12 protein-coding genes are annotated in these 15799 nt (G+C 72.7%); 5 read left to right on the top strand and 7 right to left on the bottom strand.

The features are described from left to right. Window positions 1-3 precede the first annotated feature (3 nt). The 3 genes from AB0I32_RS10135 to AB0I32_RS10125 form a co-directional block, all read right to left on the bottom strand. Window positions 4-1332: a carbohydrate ABC transporter substrate-binding protein gene (locus AB0I32_RS10135; protein WP_357505424.1), complete on the bottom strand. Its 1329-nt coding sequence runs from the start codon at window positions 1330-1332 to the stop codon at window positions 4-6. Between the two features lie 67 nt (window positions 1333-1399). Continuing rightward, window positions 1400-3550 carry a glycoside hydrolase family 36 protein gene (locus tag AB0I32_RS10130; RefSeq protein WP_357505422.1) on the bottom strand — a complete coding sequence of 717 codons (2151 nt, stop codon included), beginning with the start codon at window positions 3548-3550 and terminating at the stop codon, window positions 1400-1402. An 86-nt stretch (window positions 3551-3636) separates the two neighbouring features. Further along, window positions 3637-4674, bottom strand: coding sequence for a LacI family DNA-binding transcriptional regulator (locus tag AB0I32_RS10125; protein WP_357505421.1), 1038 nt, complete (start codon window positions 4672-4674; stop codon window positions 3637-3639). A gap of 236 nt (window positions 4675-4910) precedes the next feature. Here AB0I32_RS10125 and AB0I32_RS10120 point away from each other — a divergent pair, with 236 nt between their 5' ends. Further along, entirely contained in the window at window positions 4911-7574 is a 2664-nt protein-coding gene (locus AB0I32_RS10120; protein WP_357505419.1) for a hypothetical protein, read from the top strand. Between the two features lie 126 nt (window positions 7575-7700). On the opposite strand, the gene AB0I32_RS10115 is transcribed toward AB0I32_RS10120, so the two are convergent. Further along, window positions 7701-8609 (bottom strand): 2-dehydropantoate 2-reductase N-terminal domain-containing protein, encoded by a 909-nt coding sequence (locus AB0I32_RS10115; RefSeq protein WP_357505416.1) that lies wholly within the window; start codon window positions 8607-8609, stop codon window positions 7701-7703. Between the two features lie 57 nt (window positions 8610-8666). Here AB0I32_RS10115 and moaA point away from each other — a divergent pair, with 57 nt between their 5' ends. Together moaA and AB0I32_RS10105 are read left to right on the top strand one after the other, a co-directional pair. Then, window positions 8667-9791, top strand: a complete 1125-nt coding sequence (moaA, locus tag AB0I32_RS10110; protein WP_357505414.1) for a GTP 3',8-cyclase MoaA — start codon at window positions 8667-8669, stop codon at window positions 9789-9791. 513 nt (window positions 9792-10304) lie between these two features. Continuing rightward, complete coding sequence (locus AB0I32_RS10105; protein WP_357505412.1) at window positions 10305-11636, top strand: glycosyltransferase family 1 protein; 1332 nt, start codon at window positions 10305-10307, stop codon at window positions 11634-11636. Here AB0I32_RS10105 and AB0I32_RS10100 read toward each other — a convergent pair. Both AB0I32_RS10100 and glp read right to left on the bottom strand, forming a co-directional pair. Further along, window positions 11602-12021, bottom strand: a complete 420-nt coding sequence (locus AB0I32_RS10100; RefSeq protein WP_357505410.1) for a molybdenum cofactor biosynthesis protein MoaE — start codon at window positions 12019-12021, stop codon at window positions 11602-11604. The genes AB0I32_RS10105 and AB0I32_RS10100 overlap by 35 nt on opposite strands. Window positions 12022-12076: 55 nt before the next feature. Beyond that, window positions 12077-13345: a gephyrin-like molybdotransferase Glp gene (gene glp / locus AB0I32_RS10095; RefSeq protein WP_357505408.1), complete on the bottom strand. Its 1269-nt coding sequence runs from the start codon at window positions 13343-13345 to the stop codon at window positions 12077-12079. An 82-nt stretch (window positions 13346-13427) separates the two neighbouring features. On the opposite strand from glp, the gene AB0I32_RS10090 reads away from it, so the two are divergent. Then, window positions 13428-14066, top strand: a complete 639-nt coding sequence (locus AB0I32_RS10090) for a hypothetical protein (protein ID WP_357505406.1) — start codon at window positions 13428-13430, stop codon at window positions 14064-14066. A 22-nt stretch (window positions 14067-14088) separates the two neighbouring features. Here AB0I32_RS10090 and AB0I32_RS10085 read toward each other — a convergent pair whose 3' ends face one another. Continuing rightward, window positions 14089-14580, bottom strand: a complete 492-nt coding sequence (locus AB0I32_RS10085) for a dsRBD fold-containing protein (protein ID WP_357505405.1) — start codon at window positions 14578-14580, stop codon at window positions 14089-14091. 144 nt (window positions 14581-14724) lie between these two features. On the opposite strand from AB0I32_RS10085, the gene AB0I32_RS10080 reads away from it, so the two are divergent. Beyond that, window positions 14725-15799, top strand: a 1075-nt coding sequence (locus AB0I32_RS10080) for a molybdopterin cofactor-binding domain-containing protein (protein WP_357505402.1), incomplete at its 3' end; no start/stop codon positions are given.

The following is a 15799-nucleotide window of genomic DNA, read 5'->3' as shown; positions in this document are numbered from 1 at the left end:
GCGTCAGAAGCCTTCGATGCCCTGGGCTCGGGCGAGCTGGGCGAACTGGTCCTGGGTCTGCTGCGCGACCTCTTCGGGCGTGGTCGTGCCCTGGATCATGTCGGCCAGGTAGATGTACAGGTCGGGGTTCGCCACGGCGAGCGCCTGCATGGACCCGACGGACTCGCCGAGCGACGCGTGCGCGTCGAGGAGCGCCTGCGGCACCGAGTCCGGCGTCGGGACGCCGTCCTGCAGCGAGATCGTGTCGCGGTCGGCCACGAAGTCGGCGTAGCCGTCGCCCAGCCAGTACGACAGCAGCTGGCGCGCCGCCGCCTCGCGGTCGGCGTCACCGGTCCGGAAGGCGACGAGGGCGTTCGACTGGTCGGGGATGAACGTGCCGACGTTGCCGGTGGGCGAGATCGGGAAGAAGCCGATCTTCTCGTCGAGCTCCGCGGCGTCCGCCTTGGCCTGGAGCTGGCCGAAGAACGAGTTGACCTGGACCGCCATCGCCGCGTCGCCGGCGAGGAGGGCGTCTGCCTGGTCCTCGAACGTCGCGGTCTTGATGTCCTCGTTGAAGAGGCCTTCGTCGATCAGGCCCTTGTAGGTCTCGATGGCGCCGAGGATCGTCGGGTCGGTGAACTTCTCCTCGCCGGTGTTCACGCGGTCCCACAGCCCGTCCTCGGCGGCGTCGGCGAGCTGGACCTGCACCCACCACTGCGTGGCCCACTGGTCGGCGGCCATCTCGAAGAACGGCGTCTCGCCCTCGGACCTCAGGGTGCGGGCGGTCTCGAGGAAGCTGTCCCAGTCGGTGGGGGTCTCGGTGATCCCGTGCTCCGCGAAGACCTCCTTGTTGTAGTACACGCCCTCCACCGCGGGGCTCGTGATGAGGGCCGCGTAGCGGGTGTCGTCCAGGATGCCGGTGATGTCGGCGAGCCCCTCGCCGTACGAGTCGACCCACGGTGCGCCGTCGAGCGGCTGCAGGTTGGTCGGCGCGTTGAGCGCGGTGAGCATCGAGCCGGTCGGCTGCCAGAACGCCAGGTCGGGCTTGTCTCCCGTGGCGACCTTGGTCTGCACGCCCTGCTCGTACGGGTCGGGGATCGTGACGACCTCGACCTCGGCACCGGTCAGCTCCTCGAACCCGGCGATGACGGCGTCGGGCGCGGTGTTGGAGTTCTGCGCGGCCCAGATGGTGAGCGTCGTGCCGGTCAGGTCCGTGTCCTGCGCGGGCCACTCCGCGGCCCCGGTGGCGCCGCCCGGTTCGGCCCCGCCCGGACCGGCCGTCGGGTCGCTGCATCCGGCCACGAGGAGGCCGACGGCGAGTGTCGCGGCGGGGACGGTCAGATACTTCTTCATATCGACTCCTTGGAGGTGCGCAGTCATCACCGACTGCGGGTCGTGCGGGGCCGTTCGGCCCCGGTGGTCAGACGAGCCCGGCGTGCCGGACTCTCAGGACGCGGGCCTGCGGGCCTGCGGGAATCTGGATACGGACGGGGCCGTCCCCGTCGCGGGCGACGCGCCACCCGTCGGTGGGCGGCCCGTAGGCGACGTCGACGGCTCCGGCGGGCAGGTCGAGCTCGAGCTCGGTGCCCTCTGTCCCGCGCCACCAGACGACGACCAGCGACTCGTCGATGCCGCGCAGGCCGGAGGCCACGAGCGGGGCGTTCCAGTCCGGCAGCCCGAGCGGCCAGAACGGGACGGCGTCGACCAGCTGGGACGTCCACCGCTTCGCCAGGTCCACGCCGTCGGCGACGAGCGCCGCCTGCTCGGGCGTCATGTCGTGCAGCCTGCCGGAGAGGTAGAGCTGCCCCGCGAGCCCCGTGGAGAGCGTGAAGACGATCTCCTCGTCGGTCATGTCGGGCTGCGGGTAGGCCCAGTTCGCTGCCTGCTCCGGCACGATGCCGACCAGCGCGCCGGCGGCGATCGGCGGGTAGAGCAGGGGGTTCTGCTGGTCCGACGTCGACTGCAGGTCGAGCCGGGACAGCAGGGCGTAGTCCGAGCGCATGGCACCGGACGCACAGTTCTCGATCACCAGGTCGGGGTGCCGGGCGAGCACGCCGTCGATCCAGTCGAGGTGCGCACGGTTCTGCTGGAGCAGGCCGTCGCCCGGGCTGTCGGCCTCCAGGTCGGTGCCCGCGCCCGGCGTGACGTTGTAGTCGAGCTTGAGGTAGCCGACGCCGAAGCACTCGACCAGGCGGTCGACCACCTCGTCCAGGTGCTTGACGACGTCGCGGTGCCGCAGGTCCAGCAGGTGCCTGCCGTGCTCGGTGATCCGGACGCCGTGGCGCTGCAGGAACGCCTCGTCCGGCAGCCGCTCCGCGAGCGGGCTGCGCACGCCCATGACCTCGGGCTCGAGCCAGAGCCCCGGCACCATGCCGGCGGCGCGGATCGCGTCGACGACGCGACGCAGGCCACCGTCGGGGAACCGCGTGACCGAGGGCTCCCAGAGGCCGACGGAGTCCCACCAGTCGCCGCCGTCGTCGTACCAGCCGGCGTCTATGCAGAAGTACTCGGCCCCTGACCGGCCCGCCGCTTCGACGAGCGGCAGCAGCTTGGCGGTCGTCGGGTCGCCCATGAGCGTGTTCATGTAGTCGTTGAAGACGACGACGGGACGGCGCGGGTTGCGGCGCAGCGCGCGGCGGTGCCGCGTCAGCTCGGCCAGCGACTCCTGCCAGCCCGCCGACGCCGCGACGGATACCGGGACGGTGTCGAACGACTCGCCCGCCCGCAGCACACGGGTCCAGGCGTGGTCGTCGTCGGTCGGGCCGAACAGGCCCAGCACGAGCACTTCGGAGTCCCGCGCGTCCAGGCGGACGCCGAGCTCCGCGCGCCACGCGCCGTTGTGCTCGACCTGCCAGGCGAGCGCGGGTCCGCCGTCGGCCAGGACGACACCCGCCGGGTTGTACCGGCCGGACGACCACGAGCCCGTACTGACCAGGCTGCGGGAGCCGCGGGCGTCCTGGTGCTGGTGCGCGGGCAGGTCGAGCCCGACGAGCCCTGCCTGGTCCGAGAGCCTCGTCCAGGCCCAGCGGTTCTCGCCCACCCACTCGCCGTGGCCCTCCAGCGACAGCGTGTCCGCGACGGGGGCTGTACCGACCGGGTGCCCGATCACCAGCGACGACACGGCCTGGAGCACGAGAGGTGTCGAGCCGTCGTTCCGGACGGTCGTCCACGACTGCAGCGAGGTGCCGTCCCCGCGCACCCGGAGGTGCGAGGTGACGTGCAGCGTGGTGTCGGCATCACCCTGGAAGACCCGGACCGTCCGCCAGCCGTCGGCCTCCGTCACGTCGTGGCCCAGCACCCGCAGCCGTGCGCCGATCGCCGTGGCGGTGTTGCGGGTGTTGCCGCTGGCCCGGCCGTGCCCGACCGCGAGGATCTCGACCAGGGGCTGGGTCGGTGTCTCGGCGACGGGAGCGGCGTCCGTGTCGGTGTCCGCGGACGGGCCTGCCGTCGACAGCGCCGCCGGGGCGTCGGCGGGCAGGACGAGCGCCAGCCCGGCCCCGTCCCGGGACCAGAGCGCTACTCGCGTCGCTGCTGAGTGATGGTTCGCCGTCGTCGGCTGGCTTCCTTGCACGACGTCATGAAAGCGCATATCAGAACGGAGTGCAAGACTCCGCCCGGCAGCACTCGTTTCAGGGAGTTAGCGCGTCGCAACCGCTTTCAGCGGGCGCCGACCGCTCTGCCAGCACGCGGCGCGGCAGAGGAGCGCAGGATCAGATCGGGGACAAAGCGCACCGATGCCGGGACGTTCCCGCTGTCGATCTGGGCATTGAGCAGCTGGAACGCCTTCTGCCCGAGCCGGACGAAGTCCTGGCGCACCGTGGTCAGCGGCGGCGTCCACAGGTGGCTGAGCGGGTGGTCGTCGAACCCGATGACGCTCACCGCCCCGGGCACGCTCCTGCCGGCGTCGGCCAGGCCCTTGGTCAGGCCCATCGCGAGCTCGTCGTTGCCGCAGAGCACCGCCGTCACCTCGGGCTGGAGGGCGAGCCGGGTGCCCGCGTCGTAGCCGGAGTCCGGCGACCAGTCGGCGTACAGCACGGGCGGGACCGGGGCGCCCGCCTCCGTGAGCGCGTCGCGCCAGCCCAGCAGACGGGCGCTCGGCCGGCCGGGGGACGGGATCGCCACGTGGTGCACGGTGCGGTGCCCGATCTCGAGCAGGTGCTTGGTCGCGCGGGCGGCAGCGAAGCGGTCGTCCATGAACGCGTGCGCCACCTGCTCGTCCGCCGGCCGGCCCGAGGCCGCGGCGACGACGGGCAGCCACGGCGGGATCGCGGCGAGCGCCGCGACACCCGGGGGGTCGTACTCGAGCACTATGGCGCCGGCCATCGGCTGGCCGAGGGCGTGGTCGATCGCGGCGTCGACCGTGCGCTTGTCGTCGGTCTCGACCACGGAGATGACGACCATGTAGCCGGCCTGACGTGCGGCCTCCTCGATGCCCTGGAGCGTCGAGGCGTAGCCGTACCGGGTCGTGTCCCCGGCGAACACGGCGATCATGGGCTGCCCGCCCGTCGCGAGCGCCCGGGCGGCCCCGTTGGGCCGGAAGCCCAGCTCCTTGATGGCCGCCATCACGCGCGCGCGGCGTTCGGGCCCTACCGGCACCGAGCCGCTGAGCACGCGGGAGACGGTGGGGACGGAGACACCGGCGACGCGCGCGACGTCGGCGATGACAGGCGGCTTCATCGGGCGGTCAGGTTCCACGGGGCCAGGCTACGTCGAAACCCCGCCGCCGCCGGAGGGCGCTCTTGCCAAACCCGGATGATTAGCGCTTTCATAGTCCGGCACCGCGTCCCTGACGCGATCCCGGTCCCGATCCACGAAGGAGTGGAATACAGGTGAGCATTCCTGATAGCGCAGATCAGAACCGATCGCGGCGGACGCCCCGTCAGCGATCCTGGCAGTGGTCCCGACAGCGACGAGGATGGAGCGGTATCGCGGTGACAGCCCTGATAGCGGCAACACTCACGGTCGCGCAGCCTGCGGCTGCCGAACCCGACAGCCTCACGGTGGACTTCGGGGCGACGACCGGGGACTTCCGGGGTGGTGCCACCGGCACGCTCTACGGGTTCGGCGACGAGGGCGTGCCCACACAGGCGCTCATCAACGGCGCGCACATCACCAACTCCTCGCAGAAGCCGCCGTTCGGGACGCAGCACCCGAGCGGGGACATCCTCAAGGTCGAGGACGGCTTCTTCGCCAAGCACGGCCAGGAGCTCGCGATCTACATCCAGGACCACTACCCCGACTGGCCGTACCACCGCGGGGTGCGCGTGGGCGACGTGCGTACCTACGACCAGGCCACCGGGGAGTACGTCGAGGAGCCCAACGGCGTGTGGGACTACCTCGAGGTCGTCGAGCTCATGGTGGAGGTGGTCGCCACGCAGTCCGACCACCCCGAGGAGTACCTGTTCATCCCGTTCAACGAGCCGGACGGCATCTGGTACCAGAACTGGCCGAACCTGCGTGACACCTTCCTCTCCGACTGGAAGGCGGTCCACGACAAGATCCAGGAGGTCTACGCCCGCCACGGGCTGGCGCCCGCCCGGATCGGCGGCCCCGGCGACGCGCGCTGGCAGCCCGAGCGGTCGCGGGACTTCCTCACCTTCGCGAAGCAGAACGACGTGCTGCCCGACGTCTTCATCTGGCACGAGCTCGGCATCGAGAACCTCGCGACGTTCCGGTCGCACTTCGCGGACTACCGCGCGCTCGAGCGCGAGCTGGGCGTCGCGCCGATCCACGTCAACATCACCGAGTACGGCATGCTGCGCGACATGGGCGTGCCCGGCCAGCTCATCCAGTGGTTCTCCATGTTCGAGGACGCCAAGGTCGACTCGCAGACCGCCTACTGGAACTACGCAGGCAACTTCTCCGACAACAGCGCCCGGCCCAACGGCGCCAACGGCGGCTGGTGGCTGTTCAAGTGGTACGGCGACCTGGCCGGCTCCCAGACCGTCCGGGTGACGCCGCCCGAGCTGGACGTCGCCGACACCCTGCAGGGCATCGGCGCGATCGACGCGGCCAACCGCCGGGCGACCGTCCTGTACGGCGGCACCGACTCCGACGTCCGCCTCGACCTGCGCGGGCTCTCGCGCGGAGTGTTCGGCCAGTCGGTCGACGTCGAGGTCCGCGAGGTCACGTTCACCGGGGCCGAGGGCCTGGCGGGCACGCCGCGCGTCGTCCACGCCGTCGACGGTGCGCGCGTGGCGAGCAACGGCACGCTGGCCCTCACCGTGCCGACCTACGACCGCTACGCCGCCTACCAGGTGGTGGTCACCCCCGCGCAGGACCGCGTGGTGACGGTGGACCCCGTCTGGACGACGAGCATCGAGGCCGAGGACACCCAGCTCACGGCGGCCCGGACCTACGCCCAGGACCCGCAGGGTTCCGGCGGCTGGAAGTTCCTCGCCTCGGGCGGGGAGGACGTCGGGTCGTTCAACCAGCCGACGTCGGGCGCTGACTGGACGGTCACCGTGCCCCGCACCGGCACGTACCGGTTCCAGGTCATCGGCGCCACACCGGGCAAGCCCGGCAGGCACGCGCTGTTCGTCGACGGTTCGCACCGCGACGACATCCAGTACACGGCCGACCTGGCTCTGACCGACACGGCCCGGTGGCAGTACCGCGGCAGCACGGAGGTCGCGGTGGAGCTCACGAAGGGCACCCACGTCCTGTCCGTCCGGGCGAGCCGGGACGGCAGCCAGGTCCTGCCGAACTCGGACATCACGCTCGACAAGTTCCTGCTGACCGACGTCACCGACGGTGAGCCGACCACGTACCCCGCCAGCACCCTGCGGTACTACGGCGGCGCGGGCCTGAGCTGGCAGTCCGGCACGCGGGGCTTCGGCGCCGTGTCAGGTCAGGGCCAGCGGGCCGACGCGTACCTCACCGCCATGGAGACGGGCTACTACGACGTCGCCGTCGACTACCAGACCGGCGGGGCCTCGGACCTGCGGCTGGAGCTCGGGGGCCGGGTCCTCGCGGACGTACGGGTCCCGAACGGCGGCCACCGCCGCACCACCGTCCGCGCCCACCTCAACGAGGGGATCAACGAGCTCGAGCTACGGTCCGGTCGCGGCGCCCGCGTGAAGTCGGTGACCGTCACCCGGGCAGCCGAGGGCGACGCCGCGGCGTCGACGTTCGAGGCCGAGGACCTGACCCTGCGCGGCGACGCCGCTGTGGTGAGCCTGGACCCGTCGTCGGGCACCAACGCCTCCGGGGGCAGGTACGTGGGGTGGGTCGGCCAGGGGAACGGTAACCACATCGCCGTCCCGCGCGGTGCCGGCTTCGACGCTCCCGGTGACTACGACGTGGTGGTCCACTACGCGAACGCCGAGACCTCCGGGGAGCACGACTACAACCCGCAGGTGGTCGACCGGCAGGTGGTGGTCACCGAGGGCGACGACGCGGCGCCCGTCGGCTCCGCGTACTTCCGGTACACGTACTCGTGGCACAGCTTCTGGCAGCGGACCATCCCGGTCACGCTGACCACGGGTACGGACGAGCTGAGGCTCGGCAACCCGACGGCCTGGGCCCCGGACATCGACAGGGTGACGGTAGCCCCGCTGGTGGTCGGGACCCCATCGACGAGCCGGATCCGCTGAGCAGACAGGTCGTTCTGCCGAGACAGAACTGCAGCGAGACAGAACCAGGGCGAGATAGAACCGCAGCCTGTGCTGCGGTTCTATCTCGCTGCGGTTCTACTTCGCTGCGGTTCTACTTCGCCAGGGTCAGGGCTGGCTCGTGGGGCTGGTTACCCGGGCCGAGATCTTGGTGATCGCCTCGTCCAGGTGCGAGGTCGGGATGTCGTGGGACGCCGCCCGACGGCGCACCGCCCCGCCGATGGCGTCGAGCTCACCCTCGTGCCCCGCCTCGATGTCAGCCTGGAGCGACGACCGCATGAGGGCCGGGAACCCGCTCAGGATGCCCCGGAGGTCCTCGCCGGTGGTCGGCACGCCCTCGGCGGTGGCCGTCGCCGCGATCTCGGCCAGCAGCCCGGTGGTCAGGCGCGGGTCGCGGGTCAGCGCGTCCCCGATGCCCGTGCCCCAGGCCGAGGTCAGCAACGCGAGCGGCGCGAGGAAGCGCAGCTTCTTCCACAGCACCTCGGCCTCGGTCCCGCCGGTGAGCACCTCGATCGGGGTGTCCCGCAGGGCGGCGACCAGGCCGAGCTCCGCGGCGTCGTCGGGGACGACCGCCCGCAGCAGCGTGCCGCGGTGCCGGACCAGGGCAGGGCCGAAGCCGCCCGCGCCGGTCCGCAGCGTCTCGCCCGCGATGGTGGCGCCGACCACCCGCACGCCGGGCAGCGCCGAGCGCAGGACGTCGAGGTGGTCCAGGCCGTTGAGCAGGGACAGCACCTCGACGGGCGCGGTGCCGGCGAGCAGCGCCGCGGCGTCCGCCACCCCCTCTGCCTTGACCGCCACGACGACGCGCGCACCCCGGGGAACCTCCGTCGCGGCCCGCAGCGGGGCGTGCCACGTCCCGAACTCGTCGGTCTCGATGTCGAGCCCGTGCTCCGTGACCTGCCGCGCGGTCTTCTCCCGGGCGACCACGACGACGTCGTGCCCCGCCTGCTGGAGCATGCCCGCGACCAGGCCACCGATCGCGCCCGGGCCGATTACCGCGATGAGGTTGTCAGTCATGCGCCACATGCTAGGCAGCCCCGGGGCCGGTGATTCGTGCTGGTCTACCCTCTGGACATGGCAGCTGTTGCGCTCGGGGTCCCGTCGGTGCGAGGCGTGCCCCGGCGCGCTGCCACGCCGGGTGGCCGCCCGCGCCCCGCGACACCGCTGCTCGTGGACCGGTACGGGCGCGTCGCACGCGACCTGCGGGTCTCGATCACCACCGCCTGCTCGCTGCGCTGCACCTACTGCATGCCGGCCGAGGGCCTGCCGCTGGTGCCACGCGACGAGCTGATGACGCCGGAGGAGATCGGCCGGCTGGTCGGCATCGGCGTGCGCGACCTCGGCATCCGCGACATCCGGTTCACCGGCGGCGAGCCGCTCATGCGGCGCGACCTGGAGGAGATCATCGGCGCGGCGCGGACGGCGGCGGACGACGGGATGGCGGCGAGCGCGCCGACGTCGGCCGAACGCGTCCGCATCGCCATGACCTCCAACGCGCTCGGGCTGGACAAGCGCGTTGGTGCGCTGGTCGCGGCCGGGCTGGACCGCGTCAACGTCTCGCTCGACACCGTCAACCGGGAGGCCTTCGCGACCCTGACCCGCCGCGACCGCCTCGACGACGTGCTCAAGGGCATCCGCGCGGCGCTGGCCGCGGGCCTTGCACCCGTCAAGATCAACGCGGTGCTCCTGCCCGAGACCCTGACGGGCGCCGCCGACCTGCTCGCGTGGGCCGTCGAGCACGGTTGCAACCTGCGCTTCATCGAGGAGATGCCGCTCGACGCCGACGGGCAGTGGACGCGCGACGACGTGGTGAGCGCCGCTGACCTGCTCGGCGTGCTCGGGTCGCGGTTCAGGCTGACGCCGGCCGGCCGCGAGGACCCGTCGGCCCCCGCCGAGGAGTGGCTGGTCGACGACGGTCCGGCAACCGTCGGGATCATCGCGTCGGTGACCCGGTCCTTCTGCGGGGCGTGCGACCGCACCCGCCTGACCGCCGAGGGCACCGTCCGCTCGTGCCTGTTCGGCAACGAGGAGACGGACCTCAAGGCCCTGCTCCGCAACGGCGCCACGGACGACGAGGTGGGCGACGCCTGGCGCGCGGCGATGTGGGCCAAGCCCCGCGCACACGGCAGCGACGCCGTCGAGCTGGCGGCCGACGCCTTCGCCCAGACCGAGCGCAGCATGGGCGCCATCGGCGGCTGACCGAGCCCCCGTCCCGCCGAACCGCAACTTAGCGGTGCATCCGGGCGGCCGAACCGCAACTTGGCCGTACGCCGGGGTGGCTCGGGGCGGCCGAACCGCAAGATGGCCGTGCACCGGGGAGAGTCGGGACGGCCGCACCGCAAGTTAGCTCTAGACCGGGGAGGCTCGGGCGGCCGAACCGCAAGATGGCCGTGCACCGGGGAGGCTCGGGCGGCCAAACCGCAAGATAGCCGTGCACCGGGGAGGCTCGGGCGGCCGAACCGCAAGATAGCCGTGCACCTGCTCGTCGAACCGCAACGACACGCCGGTGCACCGCGCACATTCGGCGTGTCGTTTCGGTTCGACGAGCAGGTGCACGGTCAAGTTGCGGTTCGGCGGAGGCACGCACGCGCAACTTGCGGTTCGGCGGAGGCAGGCAGGCACGTACGCACGCGCAACCTGCGGTTCGGCGAGGGGCGGGTGCACGTGCGACCTGCGGCTTGGCGAGGGGCTTCGGCGTGGTTGAATTTCGGCGTGAGTACAGCGACCGAACGGCCGCACCGCATCATGATCGTGACCGACGCCTGGGAGCCGCAGGTGAACGGCGTCGCCACGGCGCTCTCCCGCACGGTCGCCGAGCTTCGCCGCATGGGCTGTGTCGTCGAGATGGTGACGCCGTGGGACGGCTACCGGACCATCCCCCTGATCACCTACTCCGAGATCCGCCTGCCCATCATGGCGCGCGACGAGGTGGAGCGGCGGTTCCTGGAGTTCGCGCCCGACGCCGTGCACATCGCCACCGAAGGTCCGCTCGGCTGGTACGCACGCGCCGTCTGCGACCACTTCGGCTTCCCCTTCACGTCCAGCTATCACACGCAGTTCCCCGAGTACCTGACCGCCCGCTGGTCGTGGATCCCGCTCTGGGCCGGGTACCGGTACATGCGCACGTTCCACGGCAAGTCCGGCGCCGTGCTGGTGACGACGCCGACCATGCGCGCGCAGCTGACCCGGTGGCGCATCAGCAACGTGACGCCGTGGAGCCTCGGCGTGGACACCGAGCAGTTCCACCCCCGTCGTCGGGCGGCGACGGCAGAGCCCGGACGGGGCCGCGGGGTGTACGGCGACCTGCCCGGACCCGTCTTCCTGTACGTGGGGCGGCTGGCCGTCGAGAAGAACGTCCAGGCGTTCCTCGACCTCGACCTGCCGGGCTCGAAGGTGGTGGTCGGCGACGGACCGGCCAGGGCCGACCTGGAGGCGGAACACCCCGACGCGCACTTCCGGGGGCGCCGTTCGGGCGAGGACCTGGCGCAGCACTTCGCCGACGCCGACGTCCTGGTCTTCCCGAGCCGCACCGACACGTTCGGTCTGGTCATCCTCGAGGCGATGGCGTCGGGGACCCCCGTGGCCGGCTTCGACGCGCCCGGCCCGCGCGACCTCATCCCCGGGTCCGGCGCGGGTGCCGTCGACGACGACCTGCGGGCCGCCTGCCTGGCCGCACTCGACTGCTCACGCGAGGAGACGCGAGCGTACGCCGAGCTCTTCTCGTGGCGGGCGTGCGCCGAGACGTTCTACGCCCAGCTCGACGTGCCGCCCCCGCCGGTGCGGGAACGTATCTGGCGACGCGGCATGCAGCGGCTACCGGCCATCAACCTGAGCGTGCCCAGCCTGACCAGCTTCACCGTGACCGGTCTGTCGATGCCGAGCCTGACGCTGCAGTCGGCACGGGACCTGACCCAGCGCATGCACCCGGCCCGGCTCCCCGAGCTGCTGCCGGACCGGATGCCCGGCAGCGACACCGTGCGCCGGGCGGCCACGCGGATGCGCCGGATCGCTACAGGCCGACCCACTCGGACTCGCCGTCCGTGAACTGCTGCTTCTTCCAGATCGGCACCTCTGCCTTGATGCGCTCGACCAGCAGGGAGCACGCCTCGAACGCCTCCTTGCGGTGACCGGCCGACGCCGACGCCACGAGCGCGACGTCCCCCACCACGAGGTGCCCGAACCGGTGGGTCGCCGCGACCCGCAGCCCTGTCTCGGCGGCCACCGCCTGGCACACTTTTTGCAGGACGGCGGTCGCGTCGGGGTGTGCCTCGTAATCGAGGCTCGTGACGCCCCGGCCGCCGTCGTCGTCGCGGACCACGCCACGGAACGTCACCACGGCTCCGCACTCGGGGGCGGCCACCGCTGCCTCGACGGCCCGCCCGACGGCGTCGTCGAGCACGTCCTGCGTCACCCGCACCACCTGGTCCATCAGCACTCCCTCGTCTGTGCCGGGCGCCCGTCGAGCGCCGGTGTCCGGCCCGGCGTCACAGCGGCCATGTGGTCACCTCTGCACCCTCGTCGAGCCTAGTCGCGGCAGCGGGGACGTCGATCAGCACGTCCGCGGCCGCCATCGACGCCACGAGGTGCGACCCCGGCCCGCCGACGACGGCGACCCGCGCGCCGGCAGCGGCGTCGTCGACCCAGCGGCCCCGCAGGAGCTGACGCTTCCCGGCCGGTGAGACGACCGCGGCGTCGAGCACCGCGGGGACCTGCCGCACGGGCGGGAGGCCGCCGGCCTGCCGCAGGAGGTCGCGGAGGAACACGACGAACGAGACCTGGGCGCTGACCGGGTTGCCCGGGAAGGCGAGCACCGGCCCGCCCGCGAACCGCCCGAGGCCCTGCGGTCCGCCGGGCTGCATGGCCACCGAGCGGAACGTGACCTCCGGCAGCGCGTCCTTGACCACCTCGTACGCACCCTGGCTGACGCCGCCGGTCGTGAGCACGAGGTCGCACAGCGCCACCGCGCGCTCCAGGCCCGTGCGCACGACCTCGGGGTCGTCGGGGAGGGTCAGGCGCAGGCCCACCCGCCCGCCCGCAGCGACGACGGCGGCCGCGAGCGCCGGGCCGTTGGCGTCCCAGATCTGGCCGGGTCCGGGCTCGTCGTCCGGTGCGACGAGCTCGCTCCCCGTGGACACGACGGCCACCGAGACCGGCACGCTGACCGTCAGCCGCGCGATACCGCAGGCCGCGGCGGCCGCCACGTGGTGCGGCGCCAGCACGGTCCCGGCGCGCAGCACCACTGCGCCCTCGGCGACGTCGGAGCCGGGCTCCCGGACGAACTGACCTGCTTCCCGACCGCGGCCGATCTCGACCTTCGCCGCGGAGCCGTGGTGGACGCCGTCGTGATGGGCGCTGTCGTCGCGGACGCCGTTGAACGTCACGTGGTCGGTGTCCTCGACGGGGACCACCGCGTCGGCGCCGTCGGGTACCGGCGCGCCGGTCATGATCCGGACCGCGGTGCCCGGCGTCAGCGGTGCGGGCTCGCCCGGCGCCGCGGCGACGTCCCCCACGACGGGCAGGGTGACGGGCGCGCCGGGCCCCGCCGAGGCGACGTCGGCCGCGCGGACCGCGAAGCCGTCCATCTGCGAGTTGCGGAAGCGCGGCAGCGGCCCGGGGGCGACGACGTCGCTCGCGAGCACCCGCCCGAGCGCCCCCTGGTCGACGGGCACCTCTTCGGTGGGCCGGTCGGCGAGCTCCGCGAGGAGCTCTGCGACGTCGGCCCGATGCTGTTCCACGTCAACGCGCTCGCTCATGCTCGCAACCTACCCGGGACGCCCCGGGCGGAGCACACCCGCTGCCCTGGCGTCGTGGCGGCATCCGGCGCCAGAATCGACCATGCACATCCACGCGCTGAGCAACAACGGGACGACGCCCGACGGCGCTCTCGTGCGCCGGGACTCGCAGTCCCCGGACGGCCTGCGGATCCTCGACTCGGTGCTGGCCATGCGGCCGACGCCCGACGTGGTGCTGCGGGCCCGGCAGCGGGTGGAGTACGACGGCAACATCCGCAACTGGGTGCGCTACTCCACGCAGCGCGAGCCCGGCGGCATCGATGTCGCGTTCGAACGCGCGGACCTGCCGCCCGGCGCGCGCGACGGCGTGCCCTCGTTCGCGCGGTACCTGCTGGTGCTGGAGCTCGCGACGGTCGGCGCCTGGGCCGAGTACACCCAGCTCGACGACGCCGACCCGACACGCACGCGGCAGGCCCTGCTGGTCCGCACCGACACGCAGCCGCTCCTGCTGCCCGACGGCATCTCGACGTCCGCGATGCGCATCGACCAGCTCCTCGACGGCAGCCCCGCCAACGCGTTCTGGTGCGACAGCTTCGGCGTGCTCCAGGCCGACTACATCGAGACGTTCCCTGACGGCACCCAGATCAGCGGCATCTCGTGGCGCACCACGTGGGAGGGCATAGTGCCCTGGCTCGACGCCGAGGTGCGGGACGCGCTCGACGCCTCGGGCATCCTGACGTAGCCCGGCTCGCGGCGCGTCCCGCCTAGCGGTGCACGTGCGCCCGGTGCCCGACCGCCGCCGAGACGTCCTGCTCGGCCACGGCCAGCAGCCGGTCCGCCAGCCGCCGCAGCGCCCGGCCCGCGGCGATCTCGTCGCCGATCAGCGGCACCTCCGCGTCGCCCGGCGACTTCCTCGCGTGGCCGACGGCGCGCAGCGCGTCCGGCGGACCGTTCGTCACCGTCGCCTCCGCCGTCGTGCTCCCGCCCGACTCGACCACCGTGATCCGCACGTCCCAGGTGAGCGCCCTGGCCTGCCGCGGCTGCTCGCGCCACTCGTCCGAGCCTGCCTCGACCTGGGCGTCGACGATCGTGTCGGAGCCGGGGTAGACGAGCGTCTCCTCGCCCGTGTCGGACCACCTGACCCGGTAGGGCGGCGAGCCGTCGTCGTGGGGACACTCGGTCACCACGCCGTCGCGCACCACGCCGCCGACCACTCCCGAGGCCGTGACTATCCGGTCGCCAACCGCTGCCTTCATGGGGTCCTCCTCGCGTCGCTGCGATCGGTTCCATCATCTCCCCCCGCCCAGGTTTACGGCATCCCCGATGGGGCCTACTCTGCTGAGCACGGTTCAGTACGCGGGGCGAGGGGGCACCGCGGGCCGTCGACCTCGGAGTACTCGATGACGAGCACGAACGAGACCAGGACGGCCGCGCCCCGGGGCGTCTCCCGTCGGCAGGCGCTCGCCTACCTGGTCGCCGCACCAACACTCGCCATCGCGATCGACCTCGCCAGGCCCGACGCCGCACGGGCGGCGACCGCTCCGGCGGTCGTCCCGTCGCTGCCCGGACCCGCGGAGCTCCTGGACCTCACCGAGGCCCAGACGCTCGCGGCGGCACCCACCTCGATGCTGATCACGCTCACGCTGGGTACCGACGGGATCGTGCGGTTCGCGCTCCCCCGCTCGGAGAACGGTCAGGGCATCACCACGTCGACGGCGATGCTCATCGCCGAGGAGCTCGACCTGCCGGTCGAGCGGGTGGACGTGACCCTGGCGGACGCGCGGCCCGAGCTGCTGTTCAACCAGCTCACCGGCGGGTCGAACACCACGCACTCGACCTACCTCCCGGTGCGCACCGTGGCGGCGGCGGCGCGCACGCGGCTGCTCACCACGGCGTCGGCCCGGACCGGCGTCGCGGAGCGCGACCTACGGACCGACGGCGGCGCCGTCGTGCTGCCCGACGGGACCCGGATCGACTACGGCGACCTGGCCGAGGCCGCGCGGGTCGCGCGCACCACCGCCATCGGGACGCACCTCAAGGACGTGTCCGAGATGCGGGTGATCGGCAGGCCGCGCGGCCGCGTCGACGCCCGCGCGGCGGTCACCGGCGCCAAGAAGTACACGATGGACCTCGACGTGCCCGGCGCGCTGCCGACGATGGTCTGCCGTCCGCCGACGCTGAACGGCACGGTCCGCGCGGTGCGCAACGCCGCGGCGGTGCTGGCGATGCCCGGCGTCACGCACGTCGCCGAGATCCCGACGGGCGTGGCGGTGCGTGCCGAGACGTTCGGCCAGTGCGTGGACGCCGTCCGGGCGCTCGAGGTGGACTGGGCCGACGGTCCCGTCGCCGGGATGTCGGACGCGGACGTGCTCGCCGAGCTGCGCGGCGCCCAGCTGCCGCTGGCCGTGCCGAGGGTGCCGCTGCTGACCACGACCATCGACACCGACTTCACGTTCTGGTTCTCGAGCAACAGCG

This window comes from Promicromonospora sp. NPDC050249, from assembly GCF_040656015.1.
Classification (GTDB): domain Bacteria; phylum Actinomycetota; class Actinomycetes; order Actinomycetales; family Cellulomonadaceae; genus Promicromonospora.
This window is presented reverse-complemented; position numbering and strand designations above follow the sequence as displayed.

Coding starts and splice junctions, on each gene's coding strand:
- AB0I32_RS10115 (WP_357505416.1), bottom strand. CDS start 8,609: ATGACTGACAACCTCATCGCGGTAATCGGCCCGGGCGCGATCGGTGGC.
- AB0I32_RS10135 (WP_357505424.1), bottom strand. CDS start 1,332: ATGAAGAAGTATCTGACCGTCCCCGCCGCGACACTCGCCGTCGGCCTC.
- AB0I32_RS10085 (WP_357505405.1), bottom strand. CDS start 14,580: ATGAAGGCAGCGGTTGGCGACCGGATAGTCACGGCCTCGGGAGTGGTC.
- glp (WP_357505408.1), bottom strand. CDS start 13,345: ATGAGCGAGCGCGTTGACGTGGAACAGCATCGGGCCGACGTCGCAGAG.
- AB0I32_RS10100 (WP_357505410.1), bottom strand. CDS start 12,021: ATGGACCAGGTGGTGCGGGTGACGCAGGACGTGCTCGACGACGCCGTC.
- AB0I32_RS10090 (WP_357505406.1), top strand. CDS start 13,428: ATGCACATCCACGCGCTGAGCAACAACGGGACGACGCCCGACGGCGCT.
- moaA (WP_357505414.1), top strand. CDS start 8,667: ATGGCAGCTGTTGCGCTCGGGGTCCCGTCGGTGCGAGGCGTGCCCCGG.